General features: G+C 44.4%; 21 protein-coding genes. 10 read left to right on the top strand and 11 right to left on the bottom strand.

Annotated elements, in window-relative coordinates; genetic code table 11:
• Nucleotides 1-86: 86 nt before the first annotated feature.
• Nucleotides 87-1,034, top strand: a complete 948-nt coding sequence (locus R8806_RS18355; RefSeq protein WP_124318182.1) for an NUDIX domain-containing protein — start codon at nt 87-89, stop codon at nt 1,032-1,034.
• Here R8806_RS18355 and R8806_RS18350 read toward each other — a convergent pair.
• Nucleotides 1,013-1,918 (bottom strand): cation diffusion facilitator family transporter, encoded by a 906-nt coding sequence (locus R8806_RS18350; RefSeq protein ID WP_124318183.1) that lies wholly within the window; start codon nt 1,916-1,918, stop codon nt 1,013-1,015. The genes R8806_RS18355 and R8806_RS18350 overlap by 22 nt on opposite strands.
• 308 nt (nt 1,919-2,226) lie before the next feature.
• Between R8806_RS18350 and metK the strand changes: the two genes are divergently transcribed.
• Nucleotides 2,227-3,513 (top strand): methionine adenosyltransferase, encoded by a 1,287-nt coding sequence (metK, locus tag R8806_RS18345; RefSeq protein ID WP_124318181.1) that lies wholly within the window; start codon nt 2,227-2,229, stop codon nt 3,511-3,513.
• Nucleotides 3,514-3,629: 116 nt separating this feature from the next.
• Here the strand turns inward: metK and R8806_RS18340 are convergent, their stop codons facing one another.
• The gene (locus R8806_RS18340) at nt 3,630-4,610 is read right to left on the bottom strand and encodes an Rpn family recombination-promoting nuclease/putative transposase (RefSeq protein WP_221230326.1); all 981 of its coding nucleotides are present in this window, start codon (nt 4,608-4,610) and stop codon (nt 3,630-3,632) included.
• Between the two features lie 479 nt (nt 4,611-5,089).
• Nucleotides 5,090-5,779: a zinc metallopeptidase gene (locus tag R8806_RS18335; RefSeq protein ID WP_087422001.1), complete on the bottom strand. Its 690-nt coding sequence runs from the start codon at nt 5,777-5,779 to the stop codon at nt 5,090-5,092.
• Between the two features lie 217 nt (nt 5,780-5,996).
• Here R8806_RS18335 and R8806_RS18330 point away from each other — a divergent pair, with 217 nt between their 5' ends.
• Entirely contained in the window at nt 5,997-8,156 is a 2,160-nt protein-coding gene (locus tag R8806_RS18330; RefSeq protein WP_124317591.1) for an elongation factor G, read from the top strand.
• Nucleotides 8,157-8,269: 113 nt separating this feature from the next.
• Here the strand turns inward: R8806_RS18330 and R8806_RS18325 are convergent, their stop codons facing one another.
• The 3 genes from R8806_RS18325 to R8806_RS18315 are packed head-to-tail and all read right to left on the bottom strand — an operon-like array spanning nt 8,270 to nt 13,198.
• The gene (locus R8806_RS18325) at nt 8,270-9,397 is read right to left on the bottom strand and encodes a FimB/Mfa2 family fimbrial subunit (protein ID WP_124317592.1); all 1,128 of its coding nucleotides are present in this window, start codon (nt 9,395-9,397) and stop codon (nt 8,270-8,272) included.
• Nucleotides 9,398-9,434: 37 nt separating this feature from the next.
• Nucleotides 9,435-12,371, bottom strand: coding sequence for a FimB/Mfa2 family fimbrial subunit (locus tag R8806_RS18320; RefSeq protein WP_124317593.1), 2,937 nt, complete (start codon nt 12,369-12,371; stop codon nt 9,435-9,437).
• A gap of 17 nt (nt 12,372-12,388) precedes the next feature.
• On the bottom strand, nt 12,389-13,198 hold the full coding sequence (locus tag R8806_RS18315) for a hypothetical protein (RefSeq protein ID WP_124317594.1): 810 nt from the start codon (nt 13,196-13,198) through the stop codon (nt 12,389-12,391).
• A 322-nt stretch (nt 13,199-13,520) separates the two neighbouring features.
• Between R8806_RS18315 and R8806_RS18310 the strand changes: the two genes are divergently transcribed.
• From R8806_RS18310 to folK, 4 genes are all read left to right on the top strand, one after another.
• Entirely contained in the window at nt 13,521-14,231 is a 711-nt protein-coding gene (locus tag R8806_RS18310; protein WP_124318234.1) for a 16S rRNA (uracil(1498)-N(3))-methyltransferase, read from the top strand.
• A gap of 114 nt (nt 14,232-14,345) precedes the next feature.
• Nucleotides 14,346-16,616 (top strand): ATP-dependent helicase, encoded by a 2,271-nt coding sequence (locus tag R8806_RS18305; RefSeq protein ID WP_206513615.1) that lies wholly within the window; start codon nt 14,346-14,348, stop codon nt 16,614-16,616.
• Between the two features lie 143 nt (nt 16,617-16,759).
• Nucleotides 16,760-17,389, top strand: a complete 630-nt coding sequence (locus R8806_RS18300) for a DUF4290 domain-containing protein (RefSeq protein WP_087422611.1) — start codon at nt 16,760-16,762, stop codon at nt 17,387-17,389.
• Between the two features lie 82 nt (nt 17,390-17,471).
• The gene (folK, locus tag R8806_RS18295) at nt 17,472-17,951 is read left to right on the top strand and encodes a 2-amino-4-hydroxy-6-hydroxymethyldihydropteridine diphosphokinase (protein ID WP_151411526.1); all 480 of its coding nucleotides are present in this window, start codon (nt 17,472-17,474) and stop codon (nt 17,949-17,951) included.
• Between the two features lie 238 nt (nt 17,952-18,189).
• Here folK and murA read toward each other — a convergent pair whose 3' ends face one another.
• The gene (gene murA / locus R8806_RS18290; protein ID WP_124317582.1) at nt 18,190-19,497 is read right to left on the bottom strand and encodes a UDP-N-acetylglucosamine 1-carboxyvinyltransferase; all 1,308 of its coding nucleotides are present in this window, start codon (nt 19,495-19,497) and stop codon (nt 18,190-18,192) included.
• A gap of 292 nt (nt 19,498-19,789) precedes the next feature.
• Between murA and sppA the strand changes: the two genes are divergently transcribed.
• From sppA to R8806_RS18275, 3 genes are read left to right on the top strand one after another with little or no spacing between them, the layout of a single operon-like run.
• Complete coding sequence (gene sppA, locus R8806_RS18285) at nt 19,790-21,583, top strand: signal peptide peptidase SppA (protein ID WP_151411527.1); 1,794 nt, start codon at nt 19,790-19,792, stop codon at nt 21,581-21,583.
• Between the two features lie 8 nt (nt 21,584-21,591).
• On the top strand, nt 21,592-22,644 hold the full coding sequence (lpxK, locus tag R8806_RS18280; RefSeq protein ID WP_124317584.1) for a tetraacyldisaccharide 4'-kinase: 1,053 nt from the start codon (nt 21,592-21,594) through the stop codon (nt 22,642-22,644).
• Nucleotides 22,619-23,431: a purine-nucleoside phosphorylase gene (locus R8806_RS18275; protein WP_124317585.1), complete on the top strand. Its 813-nt coding sequence runs from the start codon at nt 22,619-22,621 to the stop codon at nt 23,429-23,431. Before lpxK ends, R8806_RS18275 begins: the two co-directional genes overlap by 26 nt.
• A 241-nt stretch (nt 23,432-23,672) precedes the next feature.
• On the opposite strand, the gene R8806_RS18270 is transcribed toward R8806_RS18275, so the two are convergent.
• Genes R8806_RS18270 through pgeF form a run of 4 tightly spaced genes read right to left on the bottom strand, consistent with a single transcriptional unit; the run spans nt 23,673 to nt 26,068 of the window.
• On the bottom strand, nt 23,673-24,179 hold the full coding sequence (locus R8806_RS18270; protein WP_118305425.1) for a 3'-5' exonuclease: 507 nt from the start codon (nt 24,177-24,179) through the stop codon (nt 23,673-23,675).
• Nucleotide 24,180: 1 nt separating this feature from the next.
• Nucleotides 24,181-24,879 carry an LrgB family protein gene (locus R8806_RS18265; protein ID WP_124317586.1) on the bottom strand — a complete coding sequence of 233 codons (699 nt, stop codon included), beginning with the start codon at nt 24,877-24,879 and terminating at the stop codon, nt 24,181-24,183.
• A gap of 11 nt (nt 24,880-24,890) precedes the next feature.
• The gene (locus R8806_RS18260) at nt 24,891-25,247 is read right to left on the bottom strand and encodes a CidA/LrgA family protein (protein ID WP_151411528.1); all 357 of its coding nucleotides are present in this window, start codon (nt 25,245-25,247) and stop codon (nt 24,891-24,893) included.
• Nucleotides 25,248-25,252: 5 nt separating this feature from the next.
• Nucleotides 25,253-26,068, bottom strand: a complete 816-nt coding sequence (gene pgeF, locus R8806_RS18255) for a peptidoglycan editing factor PgeF (protein WP_124317772.1) — start codon at nt 26,066-26,068, stop codon at nt 25,253-25,255.
• Between the last annotated feature and the right edge of the window lie 125 nt (nt 26,069-26,193).

Genomic DNA, 26,193 nt, shown 5'->3' with positions numbered 1-26,193 from the left:
TATAAAATTACATTCCCCAAACGAGTACTTGAAAATAAAAAAAGTGTATTTTTACAAATCAACCATAAAAAGGGGATTTAGCGACTATGGTAACGAAATTAGAAATACAAAAACACTTGAAATACCTGAAAAACGGGGCAAGTAAAAAGTTCATCGAACTATTCAACAACTTCGACGAAGAAGATTTGTGTGACCGTAAAAATTTCACCGGACACATCACGGCAAGCGGAACGATCATCCACATTCCCACCCGTGAAGTCCTGTTACTACATCACAAGACCCTTGATAAATGGCATATTCCCGGTGGCCACGTAGACCTCGACGATGATTCTCTCTTCGAAGCTTCATTACGGGAAGTGGAAGAAGAAACCGGACTGACAGCCGAACAACTGATTCCCATCAACCTCATTAAAAATAAGCCCTATTGTGTCGAGATCAATTCCCACCCGATTCCACGTAACGAGAAGAAAAACGAAGATCAGCACTATCATCACGATTTTCGTTTCGTGTTCGCGTATACCGGGAATAAACGTATACACATAGACTTGAACGAAAGCCTAGATTACAAATGGCTTTCTATTGACGATCCCTACCTGCAAGAGATCATGACAACTCCCGAAACACTCGATTCTATTTTACTGGAAGGACTGGAAAGTTACGAACAATCCGTTAAACTGGTTCGCCATAACGATTACCTCGTAACACCCCTAGCCAGCTACTTGTTTCGATTAGGTCAACACCATTATGACCGGGGCAACTGGGAATCCGCGGAACAGATGTTCAGTCGCTCTGTTTCCGCTTACGAGGACACGTACGACGACGAGTACGAAACGCCGCCATCCATTCTGGCCGCTTGCTGGAACTTGGCTACCGTCTACGAAAAAACAAATCGTCATTCTCAGAAATTACAAGCACTTGAAAAAGGCCTAAACTTTGCCAAGGAATTCGCCCGTCTCGACGAGAACTTCCTTCCCGAAATCTCCGAGTTCACGGAACGGATTGATGCCTCCCGTCATTCCACGGGACAACTATAACATCCCTCCCCTTCGAACTCGATTTCCACGGTCAGGTGATCTATGCCCGCCTCCTTCAACCGATCCACGGCATCATGTTTCACCCGGATGGCATCCGTCCGGGAAATATCATCTGCCACAATCAGGTGAGCCGAAGCGATATTCCTTTCCCCGTCCAGCGTCCACACGTGCAGGTCATGCACGTTCTTCACGTTCGGCACCTCCAGTAAAATGGCCTTTATCTTATCCTCCGGCATATGCTCTGGTGTAGCTTGCAAAAGGATTCTGAAAATTGTGTACAAATTCCGACACACGTTCGTCAGAATAAACACCCCGATACAAACCGAAAGTAGCGGATCTATAAAATACCATCCCGTGTAACGAATAATCACGCTACCGATCAACACGGCCACCCATCCCAGCACGTCCTCCAGCAAATGCAACATCACGGCCCGCTGGCTGATCGAATTTCCTTTCATCAACCGCAAGGCAGCGAACCCGTTCACGACAAGTCCCGCCACCGCCAACCACATCATCCCGGAGTAATTCACCTCTGCGGGATGAAATAAACGGGGAATCGTCTCCATGAACACGAAGATCGACCCTACCAGCAACACGATCGAATTGATTAACGCCCCCAGCGTCGAAAATCGTTTATACCCGTAAGTAAATGTCACGGTCCTCTTCTTTCTCGAATAACGTTCCAGAAAATAAGAAACCCCGATAGAAAAAGCATCCCCGAAATCATGTACCGCATCGGAAATAATAGCCACCGAATTGGTCCATATTCCCCCGACAATCTCGATAACGGCAAATCCCAGATTCAGGAAAAAAGCGATACCCAAATTCTTTGTACTCTCTTCATGAGCGTGTTGATGCCCGGTATGTGAATGGTCGTGTCCCATAATTACATTCTTTAATAACAAAAATACTCATTTTACGAAAGAAAGTTTCATTCCTATCTAATAAAAATCTATCTTTGCCCCTCGAAAAAGTGGAAAGATTTGGCTGATTGCAACCACGGAAAAAAAGCGCTAAAATGCATATTTAATTCTGAATTCAACCATCCATGTACTTTCCTATAGTTTAATTTACGATAAAGAGATTGAGAGATTAAATGATTTTCGATTAAGTGATTCGTTTGTTACAACATCATTAAATCATCAAATCATTAAATCACCAAATCACTGAATCACTAAATCTAAAATGAATTATGGGATATTTATTTACATCTGAATCTGTATCGGAAGGTCACCCCGACAAAGTGGCTGACCAGATTTCCGATGCTGTACTTGACAAAATCATCGCCTTTGACCCGGATGCCAAAGTGGCTTGCGAGACATTGGTAACTACCGGGCAAACCATTGTTGCTGGGGAAATCAAAACTGAAGCGTATGTAGACGTACAACGTATCGCACGGGAAGTGATCAACCGTATCGGTTACACGAAAAGCGAATACATGTTCGACGGGAATAGCTGTGGCGTCCTGAGTGCCATTCACGAACAATCCCCCGACATCAACCGCGGCGTTGTTCGGGAAGACCCCATGGAACAAGGAGCCGGAGATCAAGGTATGATGTTCGGTTACGCTTGTAACGAAACGGACAATTACATGCCGTTATCTCTCGAGCTATCACATTTATTATTGTACGAACTGGCACAAATCCGCAAAGAAGGTCAGGAAATGACTTATTTGCGTCCGGACTCCAAATCACAGGTAACCATCGAATATGGGGACGACAATAAACCTGCCCGGATTCATACCATCGTGATCTCCACCCAACATGACGAGTTTGTCAAAGCCACGGCCTCCACTCCGGAAGCACAATTGGAAGCTGACGCTCAAATGGTGGATCAAATACGCTGGGACATCATTAATATTTTGTTACCGAGAGTGAAACGCCAATTGCCGGAACGGGTACAGGCCCTTTTCGATGAAGATTTGATTCTTCACGTGAACCCTACCGGAAAATTCGTGATCGGTGGTCCTCACGGGGACACGGGATTAACCGGAAGAAAAATTATCGTTGACACCTACGGGGGCAAGGGAGCCCACGGGGGAGGCGCTTTTTCCGGAAAAGATCCGTCTAAAGTGGACCGTTCTGCCGCTTACGCCGCACGCCATATCGCTAAAAACATGGTCGCAGCCGGGATTGCTGACGAAATATTGATACAGATTTCATACGCCATCGGAATTGCCCGCCCCGTTGGAGTTTTCGTGAACACTTACGGAACGGCCAAGGTGAACTTGAGTGATGCCGCCATTGCCGAAAAAATCACTTCAATCTTTGACCTACGCCCGAAAGCCATCGAGGAACGCCTGAAACTCCGTAACCCGATTTATCAGGAAACGGCAAGTTACGGCCACATGGGACGTACTCCTAGAATCGTGAAAAAAGTATTCTCCTCGAATTACTGGCCAACCATCGAAAAAGAAGTAGAACTCTTCACGTGGGAAAAGCTGGACTATATCGAGAAAATCAAAGAGGCGTTTAAATAAACCTCAATGTTATAGAAACATAAAAAGAGGAAAGGCTTACTCGCAAAACAAACCATCTGCAGGTAAACCTTTCCTCTTTAAATATTATAGAATAAAATCTATTCCAGTATCTTTTGCTATTCCAGATATTCAATATCATCAATAGACAATCCGGTGGCAACAGCAATACTCTCAACAGATAATCCCATCTGTTTCAAAGAACGGGCAACCTCTAATTTACCTTTCCTCTCCCCTTCCTTCATACCTTCTATTTTTCCTTCTTTTATCCCCTCTGCCTTCCCCTCTTTTATTCCCTCGGCTATTCCCTCAGCCCGTCCTTCGGCCTTCCCCTCTTTTATCCCTTCGGCTTTTCCTTCAGCTTTTCCCTCAATCCATCCTGTTTGAATAACACTACGCTGATAACGTAATGCTTCCATGTGGCGCTCGTATTCTTTCTGTTCCGCATCACTCAACTTATCTACCCGCAAACGTTCCCTTGCCTCCCGCAAACCACTGGCGGTAACATTCTCCGCAATCTCTCCTGTCTTCAAAAACAAAATCCATTCATCCAAAGGAGTTTTGGCTAACTTATCAAACTCGTCCACGCGTAACACGTAATACTCCGGGAATAAATCTCCGGCATCATGACAAACAAACTGTTCTTGTTGTTGAACGGATAATCGCAATACATCTTTTGTATGAATTCCCCGGAACTCCGTGTACCCGTGATACACGTAATCATCTCCCTGCCCCAAATCAAAATAAACAATATTAACAGAATACACCTTCTTCACCTTAGCATAGGGATCCCCTTGATTTATATATTCCGTGATCGCCTTGGAAGTCCCGTACAACATCCGGTGGAAATAATCCAGTTCCCGGTTATTTTGGACCTCTATAATAACCAACTCGCCTTTCGAATTTTCAGCAAGCATGTCAACCCGGTTAAATTTATCATCAAACTTCTGTTGGTTGCCTTCACTCTCCAATATCCGTTCAATGTGAATCTCATCCTCTAAAAGCACGGACAAAAACCCCTCTAATACCACGAAATTAGACTTGTTACGCAATAAACGTTTTGCAGCCCAATCAAAACGAACTAAATTAGATTTTCCCATGATGCAACTTATTGTTATACATCTACAAATGTACACAAAAACTTCGACTTACACGTCCTAACAATAAAATATATTCAAAGCGATCACCTCGATCCGACAAATATCCCTAAAGTCCCCCATCCAACCGGGTTGAACTAGAGGTAAGAATCTTGATTACCTCCCTGTTACTTCATGATTGCTTTACCAAACCGGAATCCGGTGTATGTTATTTTTCCTTATATCCTGTTAAAATGGCGGCAATGATCGGGCGATAATCGGGCGACAATCGGGCGATGGCGCCTAACAGTCACCCAATAATCACTCAACAGCCAAACCATTCCCATGCCCAACCCTTGATATACCCCTTTAAAGCCCAAGTAAAACCCTCTCCCCCTCCCAACAAAACGCAACATCATCCCGCACACAACGAAAAAAGGAGTGTTCCCACCCCTTTCCAATGAATTATTCCTAAAAATCTTCTTCTAAAACACGTCGGAAACTTAATCTCTTCTTCCCAAATAAATCATGATATAGTATAATAAGGTAGCCAAAGAAGAAAGAGCGGCAATCACGTAAGTATAAGCAGCCCATTTCAAAGCATCCTTAGCACTCTCCTGCGATTCGTAAGTCGTGATACCGGAGTTACGCAACCAAGCCAAAGCCCGGTGACTGGCATCAATCTCCACGGGCAGAGTGACAATACTGAACAAAGTCATCAAAGCAAACAAACAAATCCCAATCAGCATCAATTGTGGAAATTGCTGTAATAACAGGATCCCTGCCAACAAAATCCATTGCACCCAATGTGACGCGAAACTCACCACCGGAACCAGAGCCGAACGTAATTGCAACATACTATACGCTTGAGCATGCTGTAAAGCGTGTCCACATTCATGGGCAGCGACAGCGGCGGCTGCCACGTTGGCACCATAATATACTTCGTGACTTAAATTAATAGTCTTGTTCGTGGGGTTGTAGTGATCCGTTAATTGTCCTTCCACGCTACCGATTTTCACGCCCTGCACCCCGTTATCCCGCAACATTTTTTCCACCACGTCACGCCCCGTCATCCCGTTAGCGGTAGGTATCTTAGAGTATTTCTTAAAACGACTTTGTAATTGATGGCTCACCAGCCAGCTCAACAAAGTAAACCCGATAAATATAATCCAAATTAAAGGTAATCCTGCCATAAAATATTATAATTAAAATTCTTCTCAAAGATATACAAAAAGTACGCCATCGCCCTAGGGCTCGATATATAAAAAATACTAACACGGGCTTTCTGCATTTATTTTCGTCAAGAATGACATTCTCTATTGTTTTTTTAGAAAATCTTCACTAATTTGTAACCCTCGAATTATTCGAAGAGTTATATACGTTTACAATATTAATCTAAACCGTATTATAATGAAAACCTATAAACCTAACGAAATTAAAAACATCGCGCTCGTGGGTAGTGCCGGGTCCGGCAAAACCACGTTAGCGGAAGCTATGATGTATGAGGGCGGGGTCATCCCGCGCAGGGGTAGCATTAGTGCAAAAAACACTTCATCCGACTACCGTCCGGTAGAACAGGAATACGGATCATCAGTATTCCCGGCTGTATTGTATACAGAATGGAAGGAGCATAAGCTCAATTTCATTGACACGCCGGGAGCAGACGATTTCGTCGGAGGAGTTATCTCTGCGCTGAACGTTGTTGATACCGGAGTAATGGTTATTAACGCCGTCAGAGGTATTGAAGTCGGTACCGAAATCATCAGCCGCCATGCCAAAAGACTAAACAAACCGCTCATTTTCGTTATAAATCAGGTTGATCACGAGAAAGCAAACTTTGATCACGCGGTGGAACAGGCCAAGGCAGCTTTCGGCTCGAAAGTCGTGCTAGTTCAATACCCGGTGAACCCGGGAATCGGCTTTAACCGCGTCATAGACGTCTTGAAAATGGAGATGTATCAATGGAAACCGGAAGGTGGTAAACCCGACGTACTCCCCATTCCCAAGGAAGAAGAAGAAAAAGCTAACGAATTACATAACGCACTGATCGAGGCGGCCGCCGAAAACGACGAGGGATTGATGGAATTGTTCTTTGACAAAGGTAGTCTCACGGAAGATGAAATGCGTGCCGGAATCCGCAAAGGACTTATCGCACGGGATATGTTCCCCGTTTTCTGCGTGTCGGCAGAAAAAGATATGTGCGTGCGCCGTTTCATGGAGTTCGTGATCAACGTGGCTCCCAGTGCCAGCTCCATGCCACCTTCCATCACGGAAGACGGGGATGAAGTTCCGTATGACGAGAAAGGCCCGACTTCCTTATACATATTCAACACGACAGTTGAACCTCACTTGGGTGAAGTGATCTACTTCAAAGTGGCATCCGGGACTGTCCACGAGGGGGACGACTTGTACAATGCCACCAATGACGCAAAAGAGCGTATCTCGACACTATATGCCGTGGCCGGGAAGAACCGGACAAAAGTGACCGAAATGATGGCCGGAGACATCGGGGCTACCGTGAAATTGAAAAACACGAATAACGGCGATACCTTGAACGAGAAAGACATTCATTACAAGTTCGGCAAGATTCAATACCCGAATCCTCGTTTCAGAACAGCTGTCAAGGCCGTGAACACTAGCGACGAGGAAAAACTGGCGGAAGTCCTGCAACGGATTCACCAAGAAGACCCGACCTTCCTTGTGGAATATTCCAAGGAGTTGAAACAAATGATCATTTCCGGCCAAGGAGAATTCCACTTGAACACTATGAAATGGCGTATAGAGCATAACGATAAACTGGAAATCGAATTTTACCCGCCACGTATCCCGTACCGTGAAACCATCACGAAATACGCTTACGCGGACTATCGCCACAAGAAACAATCGGGTGGTGCCGGACAATTCGGTGAGGTTCATCTCGTGATCGAACCCTACACGGAAGGAATGCCCGCCCCAACCATGTACAAGATCAATGGTGTGGATAGTAAGATTTCCGTGAAAGACACCGAAGTCGTTGAACTTCCGTGGGGAGGGAAACTGGTATTCTACAACTGTATCGTGGGAGGTGTGATCGACGCCCGTTTCATGCCCGCTATCCTGAAAGGGATCATGGAAAAGATGGAAGAAGGACCGCTTACCGGGTCATACGCACGGGATATACGTGTCAGCGTATACGACGGAAAAATGCACCCCGTGGATTCAAACGAAATTTCGTTCAAACTTGCCGGACGTCACGCTTTCAGTACGGCGTTCAAACAAGCATCCCCGAAGATTTTGGAGCCGATCTATGACGTGGAAGTTCTCGTTCCGGATGAATACATGGGTGACGTCATGGGTGACCTGCAAACCCGTAGAGCAATCATCATGGGTATGGAAGCAGATTCCGGATTCCAGAAATTGATGGCTAAAGTACCGTTGAAAGAGATGCAACGCTACTCCACGGCATTGAGTTCCATCACGGGAGGACGAGCCTCTTTCACCATGAATTTCTCCGGATATGAAAAAGTACCGGCCGAAGTTCAAGACGAGTTGTTGAAAGCTTACCAAGAGGAGAAGGAAGAGGATGAATAAATAAAATGAGGGTTCACTTCATTTTGGGACAACCTCATTGTTCGTCATAAAAAAGCACCATTTTTACCTGAATCAGAGGTAAAAAATGGTGCTTTTATTCATGACCTCACTTTTTAATCTTTTACCACGACGTCTTCTACGTTACCTTTTTCCCAATCTTTTTCTGTCCCTTCCGGCTGAACCACACTCTCCGGTTTTCCAACCTCCACATCTTCCGTGTTTCCAATTTGCCAGTCTCCCGGCAACACATTCACATTCACGTCGTTTTTCTTAATATCAATTTTATCATCCGGTAAAACTTCCGTGTTTCCGGTTTCATCCGTCGTCTCCACTTTATTCACGGCAGATTCCAATTGTCCATCGCCCGCATCACTCTCGTTCACCTCCATATTCGTAACCACCTGCATATCCGGTTTCGTTTTCACGTCCAGAGTCAAGGCTTGAGTCAAAACAATCTCCCGAGTATCATCCCTTGCAATAATATTACACTCAATATTATTGCTCGCTCCAGTACTCGTACCTTCGTCAAGCACAACAATATTCATCGTGGCAGAATAATGGTTTTCTTCTTCCGCACGCGAGAATCCTCGTATATTTCCACCTTTAGTCATCGCCACGAATACAGTTCCTGGATTCTTCCATTCAGTCTCCCCGAAGGCAAGTGTCGTCCCCACGTTAGGCACGAGTATTCCCACTTCCGCAATCTTTCCCGAATAATCAGTCACTTGCATCTTTGTCGTCGCCAACGTTCGCTTCGCTGTCAGTTCCACGCTAGTATCATCATCTCCTACAGCTAGCGAACTTTTCGCAAAAAGCACATCCCCTAATGGCGTGAAATTTGCTGCACCTTCCTTCTTCGTCAACTGGATTTTCATATCAGAAAGAGCGGTTCCAACCACATCACCCGCAATATTGGCATCCTCCAACACGTTACCAACAAACACAATCGTGTAGTTTCCTTTGTTCAATTCCAATTTTTCAATTCCATCCACAGAGTTATATTTAAAACTCTCCTGAAGTTTTCCTGCCTGATCAAACACGTATAATCGCACGTGAGAAATGATCCCTTTCAACCCGGTATCGTCCAAACTGCTAACACCACTTTTCAATACGCATTCGACTTTAACAACTTTCTCTCCCGGAATAGGTTCCGGTTCATCCTCTCCGCCACCAGAACCTCCACAACCCCAAAATCCTACAATCAAGGAGAATGTCATCAATGTATAGATAATTCTTTTCATTTATTCCATTTTTAATGGTTATTATTTGTACATTCGGTTAATTTATTCTTGTCGAATCTCGCGGGATCTCTCCGGAATCCGGTTCCACGTTTACCGTGACTTCCGCTGATTTAAACTGGTTGTAATCAGTAATAATGATCTTATATACACTTGACTGATTAGCATGTACCGTACATTCCAGCCGTTGATTTCCTTCTCCATAGCACATGTTCATATCCATCCACCCGTCACCTGAAATTGTCATCACATCTACATTCCATCCCATATTGGAGGTTACGTCAAACACGATCGTATCTCCCGAACGGACAGTAAATACGCTCTGGGAAACATCGAGCACGGGATCCAGCATTTCCTTCTGCACCACGTTAATATATGCCACATGCCGCCCCGAATGAATCGTAATATCTCCATTTCTTTCTGGCCAATAATTATTCGGGTTATTCGGGTCCACGGTTACCCGCAATCTGGCATTTCCTCGCCCAGTCAACACGCCATTTCCCCCGACAATCGAATCTGTTACATTCTCGTTCCCATCAAGTAAAGCGACATGAACATACTCCGCCCATAAGACTTCACAAGTCCATTCTGCATTTGACCGGACTTCTACAAAATATATTCCACCTTCCGCAGGCGCCATTATTAAATTATTATCCACGCTCAACATGATCCCATCCGGACTAAAATTAGGAGAATCGGAAGCACTAACATACAAATTACCCGAATTATACACCTCCAGCAAACCTGCAGGTAATATACCTGTCAATTCCGGATTCCTCGGCAAATATAAATCCTCCAAATTATTTAAATTATTGAAAGATTCCGGGATTGAAGTAATTCCACAACTATCCAGTGTAATACTCTTCAACGAGTTCATTTGTCCCATCCAATCCGGCAATCCATTTTTCCCGAAAACAGGAGAATACAACCTTAAACGAGTCACTTGAAAACTCTTTATTCTCTCAATATCCGCTGGTAACATATTTTCATTAGCCACGGAAAATTCCCGAATAGACGAGAAATCAGCAGAAGAAGGAATTTGTAAATTACGAAATCCGGCAATTGCAAATTCAATCACGTTTCTCGTCACATTCCAAACCGAAGCAGGCAATTCGCAGGAAGGCGTCGCAACAAGATACAAATATTTCAAGTTCGTTAATCCTGAAAAATCCAAATCCGCAGAAGTAATTCGAGACTTCGAAAGCATCGGAAAATAATCACCGATTTCCTCATCATCATTCTCGTAAGGAACGCTGAATACCAAACCTTCCAATTTTGTCAAATTACCGATATGTGTCGGTATCGCAGTTAAAGTCAAGCTACTAACGTTCAAATAAATCAAATTAGCGGGTAATTCCGGAAGAGAAGTTGCATCCGTGTTCACACTCAATTCTTCCAGCGCGGTCATTTCTTTCATATAAGAGGGAATTTCCGCCAAACTACCATATGACTCTCCCATATTGAACCACTTCAAAGCAGTTAAATTTTTAAATGACTCCGGTAAACTCCAAACAGGATACTCCTCGCTACTTCGGGTCAATATATTCGCTTTCATGGATGCCTTCTTTGTCATGTCAACCTGGTCATAATCTTCCAAGAAGTCTTCCCATTCTTGATAGCCAATACCGATCACACGTCCATTTTCATCCAAATGGACATTATGCCACAAATTCAAATTATCTGATTCCCAATTATCTACCATACTGACGTTTGCCGCTCTCAAAGCTTCCCGAATTTCCAACATCGCCTGCAAGTCACCCGCTGCAATATCTTTCATTTTAGGTAGCACAATCACCACACTTCCGGTTGAATCAATAATTACATTTTCGACTTCAGACTGTAATACATACATATTCATTCCGGATGAATCCCTTAATGAAATTGCAACTAGGGAATAATTCCCTTGAAGCACCTGATTACAATGCGTCACGACAAGCGTATCTTCACTCCAAACCATTAAAGTTTCCGAATTCCAACTATCAACATTGATTGAAAATTCATGGGCTTCACCATCATTTTTCAAAAAATGCATATTCAAGGCTCTCACCTGTCGCAAATCCTCGGGAGAACCAGTCTCCATCAATAATTTAACGGTCAATGTATCCACGAATTTCCTTTGATCCACGGAAAGATCTTCCGACACCGTTTCTCCCCAAGGTTCCACATCCATCTCGATCGTTACGTTCACGAGTCCCCCTGAAACGTTTATTTTCGCATTAATCGTGTGAATTTTATTCGCCTCCACCCGATTCTTTAATCCAACCACGTAATTCTGCATTTCTCCGTTTACCTCTATCTGAAATTCTAAACGGGCAAGAGTATCCTGACACGTAGGGAAAGCTATCGCCTCACCCTCTAGTTGTTGCCCTTGTTCTTTCATCGGGACTTTCAACCGCACGGGATCACCCACGGCACTACCATCAAAACGAATTTTTTCCGGTGATCCCAATAAAGTTACACTTTTAACTTCCACACCACTTTTCATACCCTCTACGTTTATATCTAATTTCCCGACCAAACGACTCAACTCAGCATTACTTGTCTTGTCCTCCCCAACCACGACCTCGCTCTTACCGGCAAAGATGCTACCGGGCAACACATTCTCTCCATCAGTATCTTTTTCCAATGAAAGGGTCACATCCTCCAGCGTTTTTCCTTCCTCAATTCCACTAATTTGAGCCTCATCAATATTAGATAAATAAGCAAAAGTATATTTTCCTAAAACTAATTTAACCGGTTTAACATCCTTCAAACCAGCATATTGTTTATGTTGACTTAAAGTCCCATCCTCGTTAAAAATCAACAAATGCAAAGCATTCACCTCCTGGGATAAAGCTTCTAAAGACAAATTGGATGACCGACCGCTAAAAGTCAAGGGAATCTCCTGCCCCGGGATCTCCCCGTCAAGCTGGTCTTTCTGACAACCTGTAAACCAAACGGTTGACAATATAATAAATGTATATAGTATTCTTTTCATCTCACTATCTTATTAAATTATAATTCCGTTACTTTTTCCACACAAGTCACCGCTCCATTGACAACATTTGCGGAACGACCAAGAGAAGAAGCCTTGTTCAATGTTAAATTCAATTCTAATCTCTTATTTCGTTGAATACGATTCTTAGCGACAAAATCAAAATAATATATTCCGCTCTCATCCAAAGCGATAATAGTCCCTCTCAATGGTCCCTCCGTGGGAAAAAACGAAATATCTTTATCCACCATTAGATTTCCAAAACCGTAATCCGTGCGAATTCGAAGAACGTAATCCTCGATTTGAATCGTATCACTATATGTATCACACTGTAACGCCAATTCGACAGTCTGAAATTCAGATGAATTTGTCACATGAACGTTTACCTTACCAATCAGACGTTTCATTTCGATCGTCTTTGTCTCTTCTGAGCCATCCACATAGGCAATCCCCCCAAAAAGTTCAGGAATTGAATCCCACATCCAACGTAAATTCACATCTTTCATTTCCCGTCCCGTGAGATAGAGAGACGCCATCTCCTTAACCGGCACATTTCCTAAAACAAAAAACGTGTATTTCCCCGGTAATAAATCTTGATACGAAATTTTTTCTTCAGCCGTAAAATAGTCCGGCTCACAAACTTGATTCGAGGATAATCCATTAAAATTATACACGTTCACCGGCATCGTCACTAGTGTCATACCAGCAGAACCGGAGCGTACGGACAATTCCAAATAATTTTCAGAATTCCCCGTTTGATCTCTTCCATCTTTCTGGGTACAAGCTCCCAAAAAGATTAAACACAGAATTGCAACTAGGATTTTTTTCATAATTTTACAATTAAAATTTATTTTCACTCCACACTCTTATCAATTACTTATTATACAATTGAATAAAACAAATACACACCTAAAAATATCATGTCAAAAAACGATCGTTTAAAGACATTGATAATGTAAGAATAAAGTTTCGTTTTTTGACACTAGCTAACTATCTGTTTACGAGAAATGACAATAAATGACTAAATTTTTTACGATTACCGAATTTATTTATATATTGCAATGTTTTTAAACGATCATTAAATGATTCTCAAACCTATACTCAAATCCATTGTATTTTCTTACTTTTGTATCGAAATCAAAATACTTATTTATGCACCTGTTTTACACGCCTGACATCACAACAAACGAGTACACGCTACCCGAGGAAGAATCAAAACATTGTGTCAAAGTTCTTCGTCTCGAAATAGGCAACGAGATTTTCCTTGTTGACGGGAAAGGTGGCTTTTACCGTTGCGAGATTATTCAAGCGCACCCTAAACGCTGTGAAGTCAGATGCGTTGAAAAAACAGAAAATTACGGAAAACGGGATTACCATATTCACATTGCCATTGCCCCGACAAAAAATATTGAACGCATCGAATGGTTCTTGGAAAAATGCACGGAAATCGGGATTGACGAAATTACACCTCTACTTTGCGATCACTCGGAACGCAAAGTAATCAAAGAAGAACGGCTGGAAAAAGTGATTATTTCTGCCATGAAACAATCCTTGAAAGCCTACCTGCCACGACTCAATCCCATGATCGAATTTTCTCGTTTTGTAAAAAACAATCAAAACTCATTGAAGTGTATCGCCCATTGCGATGAAGGAAATAAAAAGTCACTCCAAGAGATTTATACCCCCGGTCAAAACGCCACGATTCTTATCGGCCCAGAGGGAGATTTCTCGGGAAACGAAATCACGTTAGCTTTAGCAAACAATTTCATTCCCGTCACCCTGGGCGAAAGTCGCCTGCGAACAGAGACCGCAGGAATCGTCGCTTGTCATAGTATCAATTTTATCAACGAGATAAATCACTAAAACATAAAACATTCATACCTGAGGTTATAAAACATAAACCTAAAATGTCACGATTCTGCCATATTATTTGTATTTTTGCGGTGAAAGGTTAAATGTTTTTCTGAATTATTTATCGTGGATTTTATTAACGAATTGAACGAGAACCAACGAGAGGCCGTCGTGAACACGGATGGGCCCACGCTTGTGATTGCCGGAGCAGGATCGGGTAAAACAAGGGTATTGACATATCGTATCGCGAACCTGTTGAGCAAGGGTGTACCCGCTTACCGTATTCTCGCACTGACGTTTACCAACAAAGCCGCACGGGAGATGCAGAAACGTATTGCCACCCTCGTGGGACAAGGTAACGCTGCCAACTTATGGATGGGAACCTTCCACTCCATTTTCTCCAAAATTCTACGGGTTGAGGCCGAGCATCTCGGGTACACGTCCAATTTCACGATATATGATTCACAGGATTCGAAAAACCTGATCAAGTCTATTGTCAAGGACCTGAAACTGGACGACAAGGTGTACAAACCCAACGACGTGCTGGGACGCATCTCCATGGCCAAGAACAACCTCGTCGTGGCACAGGCATACGCCCAATCGGCAAAGATCACTTCTGCCGACCAAGCGGCCAAGAAACCCATGATCTCGGAAATATACAAGTATTATCAAGCCCGTTGCAAGCAAAGCGACGTCATGGATTTCGACGACCTCCTATTGCAAACGAATATTCTCTTCCGGGATTTTCCGGAGATACTGGAAAAATACCAGAAGAAGTTCGACTACATACTCGTGGACGAGTATCAGGACACGAACTATTCGCAGTATCTTATCATCAAGAAACTGGCAGAACAGCATAAAAACATCTGCGTGGTAGGTGATGACGCGCAAAGTATTTATTCATTCCGGGGAGCCCGCATCGAAAATATCTTGAATTTCCGAAATGATTACCCGGGCTACAAGTTGTGCAAGTTGGAACAAAATTACCGTTCCACGACCACCATCGTTGACGCGGCCAATAGCATCATCAGCCGGAACAAGGAACAAATTCCGAAAAAAACATTCTCCCAGAACGAGGAAGGAGATAAAATCCGGGTAATGAAAGCCTTATCCGACAAGGAAGAAGGTTTCCAAGTGGCACAGGAGATATTCCGTATCTCTCAGAACGAACAAGCGGAGTTCAATAATTTCGCTATTCTGTACCGGACGAACGCCCAGTCCCGTATCATGGAAGAGGCCTTACGAAAAAGGAATATACCTTATAAAATATACGGTGGACTTTCATTCTACCAACGCAAGGAGATCAAAGACTTGATAGCTTACCTGCGACTGACGATCAACCAGAATGACGAGGAAGCCTTAAAACGAATCATCAACTATCCGCGGCGAGGCATCGGGGACACCACGATCGACAAGCTGAAAGAAGTGGCACAAAAATACAACGTGAGTATCTGGACACTACTTTGCAACTTGAACAAAGTTCCGGGTATGGTTTCTGCCATGACTGCAGCCAAACTAACTCATTTTAGGCAACTAATCGATGGATTCACCGAGATTGCCAAAGAAGAGAATGCATACGAAACAACTTATCGAGTGGCCAAAGCATCCGGTATCATAGAAGACCTTTCTTCCGATGACACGCCGGAAGGGGTGTCCCGCCGAGAAAACATACAGGAGTTACTGAATGCAGTCAAAGATTTCTGTGAAACCGCTTACAAGGAAGGGCGGGATGACAAACTCCCCGCATTTTTGGAAGGTGTTGCCCTGTTAACCGATCAGGATAGTGAGAAACCGGAAGACAATAATAAGGTGACCCTAATGACCATCCACTCCGCAAAGGGACTGGAGTTTGAAAACGTCTTTATCGTGGGCATGGAAGAAGAACTTTTCCCTGCCCAGCAAAGTGCCTATTCCCCTTCCGCTTTGGAAGAAGAGAGAAGGTTGTTTTACGTGGCACTGACCCGTGCAGAGAAAAGAGTGATCATGACCTATTCCTCTTCCCGGTACAAAAATGGTAACGTGGTCTATCCGCAACCCTCCCGGTTTATCGCAGAAATCGATCCGCACTACTTGGATGGATTTTTCACCCCGGCCCGTCCCTCCATGGGACGCTCGTTACACGGTCCCGGAATACAGGAAAAAGTGGCACGTCCTAAGATTACCCTTCAACCCAAGGTTGAAGTGCCGGACATTGACACCTCGAAATTGGTACCCATCAACGGGGAACAGATTATTCCCGACATGGTGATCTTTCACCCCAATTTTGGCCCGGGAAAGGTAATTTCCATAGATGGTTTGGGAGTAAATAAAAAGGCAAAAGTGATGTTCCCAAAGCACGGTCAAAAGGTTTTATTGTTAAAGTTTGCAAAACTTTACGTGCAAGGGCATACAAATTAATGACTTATAAACAAAAAATATTATATTTGCAGCATATTCTAATTTCTAATAGATGCGAGGGATAGATTATTCCGGTATTTTAATGTGATTTTCCGGCGTTTTCCCATAAAATAAAAAATTTTTAAGACCAAAATTATCCTGTAATGGACTATAATAGCCAAAGAAAAAAACTTATTCTTCCCGAATATGGAAGGAATATTCAAATGATGGTTGACCACCTAGCAACAATAACAGACAGAGACGAGCGTACCCGTGCTGCCAAAACAGTAATCAGCGTGATGGGAAATCTTTACCCGCACCTTCGGGACGTTCCGGATTTCCGTCATAAATTGTGGGATCACCTGATGATCATGTCAAATTTCACGCTGGACATTGATTCTCCCTACCCACTCCCGGAAAAAGATATTCTGGAAGAAAAACCGGAAAAGTTACCGTATAACAATCACCGGATCAAATACAAACACTATGGTCTTCTCACCGAGAAATTAATCGAGAAAATCAAAGAAACAGAAGACCCCGAAATCAAAAGAGTACTCACGGTGTTAACCGCCAACCACATGAAAAAATCATTCCTTACGTGGAATAAAGACTCCGTGGAAGACGATCAAATCTACAACGACATCAATACATTATACGGTGGCAATATCGAAATGCCGGAAGGAATGATCCTTTCTCACTCGAAAGACTTGTTGCAGAAGAAAAATACCAAACCCACGAATAACAACAAGCAACAGAAAAACAATAAGAAACAATTTTACAAAAAACACAACTAATAGTAGATTTTAGATTGCAAATTTTAAATTGAATGTTCTTTCAATCTAAAATCTAAAATCATCAAATCTAAAATTACTTGGGATGTTGGTAACTTTAATCTTCGGGGGAAATCAAGGGGACCGGAAAGCCTTGATCGGTGAGGCCATAACGGAAATGTCAAGCATAGGGAAGATCGAACGCTGTTCTTCCCTTTACGAAACCGCCCCGTGGGGATTCGAATCATCTGATTCTTTTTATAATCAAATTGTTACTTACGAAACAAATCTACACCCGGAAGAAGTTTTGGATAAATGTCAGGCCACAGAACAAAAACTCGGACGAGTTCGCTCCGGTACTCAGTTCTGTTCCCGAACCATGGATATAGACATTCTTTTCTGTGATTCCCAAATCATCAACACGCCTCGCCTGACAGTTCCTCATCCCAGACTAGCACAACGTAATTTCGTACTTGCCCCCCTGAACGAAATCATGCCGGCCTTCATTCATCCGGTCAGTCACAAAACCATTGCCACTCTTCTCTCAGAATGCACGGACACGCTTAAAGCGGAGAAGAAATTTTAGAGTAATGTAGAATTTAAAATTTAGAATGAAAGAAAGCTACTCCCACTGGCCCCCTTTCCACTGGGAGGGGAGAGACGGATGCGAGAATACGCTTCAATGTAACAGTGCAGCGTGTTCTCCCCCTGTGTAAGGGGGAGTTAGAGGGGGTAGTTGGAAAGGTAAAAGATAAAAGTAGGAAATCAAGAAACGTTGGCCCCGTGCGGTTGGAATCTAAAATCTAAAATTATTACGTTCTTCCTCAGTCAACCCGTCTGATCTCCGCACCAATCGCATTCAACTTTTCATCAATATGCTCGTAACCGCGGTCAATCTGGTCGATGTTATCAATGACACTTGTCCCTTGCGCAGACAACGCCGCGATCAACAAGGCGATTCCCGCACGTATATCCGGCGACGTCATCTTGGTGGCCCGTAGCTGAGATTCATGATTTTGCCCGATAACCGTGGCCCGATGCGGATCACAAAGAATAATCTTCGCCCCCATGTCGATTAATTTGTCCACGAAGAACAAACGGCTCTCGAACATCTTCTGATGAATCAGCACACTCCCTTTTGCCTGAGTAGCAACAACAAGGAATACACTCAATAAGTCGGGCGTCAACCCCGGCCAAGGAGCATCGGCAATTGTCAAAATTGAACCATCAATAAAATCTTCTATCATGTAATGTTCCTGACGAGGAATATATAAATCATCCCCACGTTCCTCTACCCGGATTCCCAACTTACGGAACGCATCCGGAATAATACCTAACTGGGGAATAGCGACATTCTTAATCGTGATCTCCGAGCGGGTCAATGCTGCAAGTCCTATGTAACTACCCACCTCGATCATGTCGGGTAAACAACGATGCTGACACCCCCCAAGACTTTCAACCCCTTCAATCGTCAACAAATTGGAAGCAATCCCCGAAATCCGGGCTCCCATGGCATTTAACATCCTGCATAACTGTTGCACGTAAGGCTCGCAAGCAGCGTTATAGATCGTGGTCACCCCTTCCGCCAACACGGCAGCCATGATAATATTCGCCGTTCCGGTCACCGATGCCTCATCAAGTAACATATAAGTCCCCCGTAATTTCTGGGCAGAGGCCTTGTAACATCCCGAAATCGCATCATATTCGAACGTGGCTCCCAATTTCTCGAAACCAAGAAAATGGGTATCTAACCGACGACGCCCGATTTTATCCCCTCCCGGCTTGGGAACCAAACCGCAACCATGCATGGCCAACAACGGTCCCAGAATCATGATCGACCCGCGCAAACTAGCCGCTTTACTGTAAAAATCTTCTGTTTCCAAGTAATCGAAATTTATGTCGTTCGCCCGGAAAGAAAACTCACCTTTTTGAAGTCTCTCCACCTTCACTCCCATACCCCGAAGTAGATCAATCAATTTTATCACATCCAATATCTCCGGGATATTACTGATAACCACTTCTTCCCTAGTCAACAAACAAGCACAGATCACCTGTAATGCCTCATTCTTTGCTCCCTGGGGAACCAACTCGCCTTTCAATCGTCTCCCACCAATAACTTCAAATTTGCTCATGTCGTATAATTAAAGAGTTACAGTTTTCGCTACAAACATTTTAGCCACGCATCGTAAGGGTAATATCTATCTCCCGAAACGCAACCGAATTCTGCACGTAAAACTATCAAAAAAACAAATGTCAACAAAATAAGTTTACAAAGTTTGTAAAATAGTGAATCGACAAAATCAATTAAAATTTTGTATGACCGGAATTATATCCATACATTTGTAAACAAGATTTACAATATAAGCCATATTTTGTATCTCTAAATTTTACCCGAGATTATTAATAATTTTAAAACAACACATAATGAAAAGCTTTCTGAAATACTTGTTAGCGACTATTGTCGGTATTATTATCGTACATGTTATCCTGTTTTTCGTGTTTATCGGGCTCGTCGGGGCCATAGCCAGTTTCTCCAGTCCCACGATCGAGATCAAGGACAACACGATACTAAAACTATCACTGAAGACAGCGATCCCGGACAGGGCATCGGAGAACCCATTTCAGAACTTTAACTTGATGACCATGAACCCAGAGAAACAAATCGGGCTAAATAAAATACTTGAATACATTGACAACGCCAGCAAGGATTCCCGCATCAAGGGGATTTACCTGGATCTGACCGAGATCAACTCTAACTTCGGGGCTCTCGCCACGATCGACGAGATCCGGAATGCCCTGTTGAGATTCAAGAAAAGTGGCAAATTCATTTACAGCTACACCAATCTGGGGTACTCCCAAAAGAGCTACTACTTAGCGACAGTTGCCGATAGTGTTTTCGTTAATCCCGAAACTCCGCTACTATTAACCGGAATGAGCGCAAACATATCGTTCTACAAAGACCTTTTGAAAAAAATCGGGGTACAACCGGAAGTCATTCGTGTCGGTAAATTCAAATCAGCCGTGGAACCCTACATCGAAACACACATGAGTGATGCCAACCGGGAACAGGTACAGACCTATTTAAGTTCTCTTTGGGGTAACATCGTGAAAGGAATTTCCGCCAGCAGAAATATCCCGGTAGAAAAGATCAATCAAATCACCGATGATTTCAAAATCTACCCGACAGAAGAATTCGTGAAAGAAGGATTTTTTGATGGAACCCTTTACGAAAACGCCATGCTCGACAAACTGCGAGAAGCATGTGGATTAACAGATGATGAAAAACTATCCCTGACAAGTTTCGAAGATTACACGAAAGCCACTTTCCCAAGCGTGAACTTTGCCGCCGACAAAATCGCGGTGATCTATGCGCAAGGGAATATCGAATTCCAACAGGGACCGGAAAGTATAGGACCGGAACTGGCCACGACCATCCGGGAAGCACGTGAAGATAAAAACATCAAAGCTATCGTGTTACGTGTAAACTCCCCGGGAGGTAGCGCACTGACTTCCGATATTATCTGGAAAGAGGTACAACTGGCCGCCCAGACTAAACCGTTCATCGCCTCCATGGGTAACGTGGCCGCATCCGGAGGGTACTACATATCCTGTGCGGCAGACACTATCGTGGCAGACCCGACAACCCTCACAGGTTCCATCGGTATATTCGGTTTACTATTCAGCGGGGAGAAACTGATCAAAGATAAACTAGGAATCTCTTCCGACGTGGTGAAGACCAACGAACACAGTGATTTCGGTGGCGGCTACCCGTTACCCATCCCTATCAGTGATCGTCCCTTAACAGACTACGAGCGCAACGTGATGCAGACCTACATCAACCGGGGATATGACACCTTCCTCGATCGGGTAAGCCAAGGACGCCACATGACCAAAGAGGCGGTAAACGAAATCGCACAAGGACGGGTGTGGACAGGAGAGGATGCGCTGAAACTCGGATTAGTTGACGTGTTAGGCGGACTCGAAGATGCCATTGCCATCGCCGCCAACAAAGCAGGTCTGAACAATTACCAGATCACCGAACTACCGGTTGAACGCAGTCCTTTCGAAGATATTCTGATAAATTTCTCGCAAAGCATCAGAACCAGCATATTAAAATCAGAACTGGGCGATTTCTATGATACTTACCGGGAACAGAAAGAATTATTAAAAATAAAAGGCATGGTAGCCAGAATTCCTTACGATCTCACGTTTAATTAAAGCGAAATATTGTGTTGAAAAATCTCATTTTATGGCCTTTAAGCGTACTGTACGGCATCGGGGTCAGTATTCGTAACCGTTTGTTCAACTTGGGCATACTAAAGATACGGGAGTTTGACGTTCCCATTATTTGCGTGGGAAATATCACCGTGGGCGGAACGGGAAAAACCCCTCACACGGAATCCCTGATCAACGAGTTGAAAAATGATTACCGTGTAGCCTGTCTCAGCCGGGGGTATAAACGAAAGACATCTGGTTTCGTGCTGGCAACGGAAAACTCCACGGCAAACGACATCGGGGACGAACCCATGCAAATAAAGAACAAATTCCCGGAAATCACGGTAGCCGTGGATGCGGATCGAGTGCGTGGCATCAAGAAACTCATGCAACTCCCGGAAAAACCGGAAGTAATCATCTTGGATGACGGTTTTCAACACCGCTACGTGAAAGCGGACATAAACATCATGCTGATCGACTATAATCGTCCTATCTACGAGGACCATTTACTTCCCCTTGGACGTCTCCGGGAAAGTATTCACGCCAAAGACAGGGCCAATTATGTCATCGTGACCAAATGTCCTGCGAACATCTCTCCCATAGAGAAACGGATCATCCTGAAACACTTGAATTTAAAAGCCTACCAACAGCTTTTGTTCACTTCCATGAGATACGGGGAGCCTCGTTCGCTGGACGGGAACAGTCATCACGCGGTAACGCCGAAAACGGCCATACTCTGTGTCACCGGGATTGCCCAACCGGCTCCCTACGTGGAACATTTAAAACAGATGACAGACCAGATCGATCACATCACATTCCCGGACCATCACAATTACAGTGACACGGACATAAAACATATTCTCCAAGAGTACGATAAAATCAGCTCCACGGACAAATGCATCTTCACCACGGAAAAAGATGCCGTCCGCCTCACGTTATGCGATATACCGGAAGAGATCAAGCGACAGATTTTCTATATCCCGATCGAACCGGAATTCCTGACTCCAAGAGATCAACTCATAAAAAATATATACGACTATGTTAGACAAGATACGAGAAAGTAGCAAATACTTGGCCCCCTTCGTGAAAGGAGAACACACAATTGGTATTATTCTGGGAACAGGGTTGGGAGAACTGGGAAAATCAATCGAGATCGAACACGCAATCCCGTACATGGCGATTCCTAATTTCCCCGTTTCCACAGTACAAGGACATCGGGGAGAATTGCTTATCGGGTCCTTCGGGGGTAAAAAAGTCATTGCTATGCAGGGACGTTTTCACTATTACGAGGGTTATTCAATGAAAGAAGTGACCTTCCCCGTGAGAGTGATGCACGCTCTCGGGGTAAAAACTCTTTTCGTTTCCAACGCGGCCGGGGGCGTGAACACGAATTACTTGGTTGGTGACCTGATGATCATTCGGGATCATATCAACCTATTCCCGGAACACCCGCTACGGGGTAAAAATATCGACGAACTCGGTCCCCGTTTTCCCGGAATGGCCGAGGCATATAGCAAACGCTTAATTCAACTGGCAGAAGAGGCCGGGAATAAATTAAACATTCCATTGCAAAAAGGCGTGTACGCCGGACTGCAAGGGCCATCCTTCGAAACTCCGGCAGAGTATAACTGGATTCGGGTTATCGGAGGAGACGCCGTGGGAATGTCCACCGTGCCGGAAGTCATCGTTGCCCGTCACATGAACATGGAATGTTTCGGGATGTCGGTTATCACGAACAGCACGGCCAGCGAGGAACTCATAAAAACGAACCATGCAGAAGTACAGGACGTGGGCAACCACGCTCAACCTCGAATGGGAGCTATATTCAAAGAGATTATCAGTAAACTATAAATTTTCCCCCTCACGTACAGTGAGGGGGACTCGTATATATCCCTCTATACACTCTTAGGAGTCTCGTTAATATGTAAATTCTACTTCAAGATTTTATCCACCACAAAAGAACCACTTTCCCCCATTGACTTCCCGTTGACTTTCCGTTAACTTCCCGTTGACTTACTAACGAGACACCAGTGAGACACCAATGCAATACACTTGAGATACCCTTCTTTAGCCTAGAAAACACAAGACACATTTAAAAAAGACTCAACTTCGACAATTCAATCATGATTTTCGCCGCACCCCGGGCATCACTTAACGCCTCGTGGTGATTTAATGCGATCCCGAAATGATCACACAAAGTATTCAATTTATAATTCGGCAAGCCTTTCACCAACTTCCGGGACAACCGGCAAGTACAAAAAGATTCAGGTAAACGGGCATACAGATCCGCCCGTTCCAAACAAGCTTTCAACACGCTCATATCAAACCCCGCATTGTGGGCAACCAAAGCCTCCGTATCAAAGTAACGCCCGATCACGCCCCACAAATCATAAAACGAAGGTGCATCCTTCACCATCACGGGAGTAATCCCATGTATCTCGATAAACTTCTTGTTAAAATAGTAAGGTTCCGGCTTAATCAAGTGCGAAAACTCTTCCGTGATCTCCCCGTCCTGCACGACAACAATCCCGATAGAGCAAGCACTCGTCGGGTAACGGTTAGCCGTCTCGAAATCTATGGCCGTGAAATCCCGTAACATACTAAAATAATGACATTACCCACTCGACGACAGGCACCAGTATCGCCGTTGTCACTCCCATCAAACCAATTGCCAAACCACTAATAGCTCCTTCCAACGCGCCCAACTCCATTGCCCTAGCAGTACCCAACCCGTGAGCCGCGGCACCAAGAGATAATCCCCGGGCAATCTTACTATCAATGTTCAACTTGTTCAACACGAAAGGCCCCACGATTCCCCCGAATATCCCCACCACGATAACAATTACCGCCGCGATGGCAGGAATGCCACCCGCTTTCTCGGCCACCCCCATTGCTATCGGGGTCGTCACGGACTTCGGCTCCAATGTCGCTATCAACACGTGGTCCGCCCCCATCCAACGAGCAATACAAATCACACTCACGATTCCCACCAAACTCCCGACAAAGATAGAAGTCATGATCGACACCGCATTACTCTTCATGTATTCCACCTGTTCCCACAACACGTAGCCCAAGGCCACGACAGAAGGTCCCAGCAGGAAATTAATCATCCGGCTCCCTTGCTGGAAAGATTCATACGGCATCCCGATCACACTCATCACCGCCACTAACGCCGGAATAGAAACTAACAAAGGATGTAACAGCGCCAACTTCGTTTTCCGGTATAGCCAAAGCGCAGCCAAGTATACCCCGGCTGCCAACGTTATTACAAATATCTCTGACGAAATAATAGACTGCATTTTCCTACAAATTAATTCGTTTTACCATGTGCCCGATGATCCTCTTGCCATTGCTGCAAAACCGCCACCACGATCAAAACCAACAAAGTCGTCACCGTCCCCACCACCAACACGATGTCCCAGTAACGGGACAATACATCCATGGACGTGATAATCCCCACTCCCGCCGGGAGAAAGAAAAACGCCATATTATCACAAAGAAAACGAGCCACCGGACGCACTCTCTCCGGTCGGACCCAACGCATGGATAATGCCAAAAACAAAAACATCATCCCCAACACGCTCCCCGGCACAAAACCGTTCACCAACCAAGCGCAACATTCACCCAGTAAATAAAAAGCCATAATAATAAAAATTCCTCCTAACATTCCATCTATATATTTAACATGATTCCCGCCCCGAATCGTCCCGTGTTTCCCCGGTCCCCTCGATAAGAAAAAAAACGATCATGATGACAGACGGTACAAATTCCCGCCACTTCAATACGAATATCCTCCACCCCCACTTGCCGTAATTGACGACGATTAGCCTCCCACAAATTCAACAGATACTTCCCGGCCTGTTTCCCCGGTTCGATCAATCCCGTCAGGTCTCCCAACCCCTCACGTGCCGCCTCCACGACTTCTTCCCCGACCTCAAAACAACAGGGTCCGATAGAAGGTCCTATCCCGACAATCACATCCCGGGGTTCACATCCAAACTCCTCCCGCATCCGCTCTACGGTCTTCGCTGTAATTCCTCCCACCGTACCTCGCCATCCCGCATGAACAGCAGTAATAACCTGTACCCGGGGATCGTACATCAAAACAGGAACACAATCGGCAGCAAGCACCATCAGACAAACACCCGTTTCTCTCGTAATCAAAGCATCTGTCGAAGATAAGCGAGTCGCTTTCTCCCGTCCTCCCCGACCACGTTGCGACCGGGTCACGACTTCTACGTGAGTGGTATGTTTTTGTTCTCCCAAAATAAAATCATCCACACCACAACCAACAGCCTCCGCCAGCAACATCCGGTTAGTCAACACCCGTTCATCCCGGTCCTCATCCATGAATCCCAAGTTCAACGCGGCTTGCCCGCCGACACTAACGCCACCTTCCCTTCCCGACACGAAATGAATTAATCCCGGAAAATCCCGTAATCCCAAGAACTGGTAGAACGTAACTTTATCTCTCTCAACCCTAATCATATTTATTCGTTCTTTTGAGCGCACAAAGATACAACATTCCAAACAAAATTGTCAACATAAATCGTCTTGTCACAAATAACCATAAAAAAATAAACCCCCGTTTTGTTTACACGTATCATCGATAA

The organism is Butyricimonas faecihominis (assembly GCF_033096445.1).
In the GTDB taxonomy this organism is placed as follows: domain Bacteria; phylum Bacteroidota; class Bacteroidia; order Bacteroidales; family Marinifilaceae; genus Butyricimonas; species Butyricimonas faecihominis.
This window is presented reverse-complemented; position numbering and strand designations above follow the sequence as displayed.

Excerpts from the sequence above, each read along its gene's own strand:
- R8806_RS18355 (WP_124318182.1), top strand. The coding sequence starts at position 87 with ATGGTAACGAAATTAGAAATACAAAAACACTTGAAATACCTGAAAAAC.
- R8806_RS18350 (WP_124318183.1), bottom strand. The coding sequence starts at position 1,918 with ATGGGACACGACCATTCACATACCGGGCATCAACACGCTCATGAAGAG.
- metK (WP_124318181.1), top strand. The coding sequence starts at position 2,227 with ATGGGATATTTATTTACATCTGAATCTGTATCGGAAGGTCACCCCGAC.
- R8806_RS18340 (WP_221230326.1), bottom strand. The coding sequence starts at position 4,610 with ATGGGAAAATCTAATTTAGTTCGTTTTGATTGGGCTGCAAAACGTTTA.
- R8806_RS18335 (WP_087422001.1), bottom strand. The coding sequence starts at position 5,779 with ATGGCAGGATTACCTTTAATTTGGATTATATTTATCGGGTTTACTTTG.
- R8806_RS18330 (WP_124317591.1), top strand. The coding sequence starts at position 5,997 with ATGAAAACCTATAAACCTAACGAAATTAAAAACATCGCGCTCGTGGGT.
- R8806_RS18325 (WP_124317592.1), bottom strand. The coding sequence starts at position 9,397 with ATGAAAAGAATTATCTATACATTGATGACATTCTCCTTGATTGTAGGA.
- R8806_RS18320 (WP_124317593.1), bottom strand. The coding sequence starts at position 12,371 with ATGAAAAGAATACTATATACATTTATTATATTGTCAACCGTTTGGTTT.
- R8806_RS18315 (WP_124317594.1), bottom strand. The coding sequence starts at position 13,198 with ATGAAAAAAATCCTAGTTGCAATTCTGTGTTTAATCTTTTTGGGAGCT.
- R8806_RS18310 (WP_124318234.1), top strand. The coding sequence starts at position 13,521 with ATGCACCTGTTTTACACGCCTGACATCACAACAAACGAGTACACGCTA.
- R8806_RS18300 (WP_087422611.1), top strand. The coding sequence starts at position 16,760 with ATGGACTATAATAGCCAAAGAAAAAAACTTATTCTTCCCGAATATGGA.
- folK (WP_151411526.1), top strand. The coding sequence starts at position 17,472 with ATGTTGGTAACTTTAATCTTCGGGGGAAATCAAGGGGACCGGAAAGCC.
- murA (WP_124317582.1), bottom strand. The coding sequence starts at position 19,497 with ATGAGCAAATTTGAAGTTATTGGTGGGAGACGATTGAAAGGCGAGTTG.
- sppA (WP_151411527.1), top strand. The coding sequence starts at position 19,790 with ATGAAAAGCTTTCTGAAATACTTGTTAGCGACTATTGTCGGTATTATT.
- R8806_RS18275 (WP_124317585.1), top strand. The coding sequence starts at position 22,619 with ATGTTAGACAAGATACGAGAAAGTAGCAAATACTTGGCCCCCTTCGTG.
- R8806_RS18270 (WP_118305425.1), bottom strand. The coding sequence starts at position 24,179 with ATGTTACGGGATTTCACGGCCATAGATTTCGAGACGGCTAACCGTTAC.
- R8806_RS18265 (WP_124317586.1), bottom strand. The coding sequence starts at position 24,879 with ATGCAGTCTATTATTTCGTCAGAGATATTTGTAATAACGTTGGCAGCC.
- R8806_RS18260 (WP_151411528.1), bottom strand. The coding sequence starts at position 25,247 with ATGTTAGGAGGAATTTTTATTATTATGGCTTTTTATTTACTGGGTGAA.
- pgeF (WP_124317772.1), bottom strand. The coding sequence starts at position 26,068 with ATGATTAGGGTTGAGAGAGATAAAGTTACGTTCTACCAGTTCTTGGGA.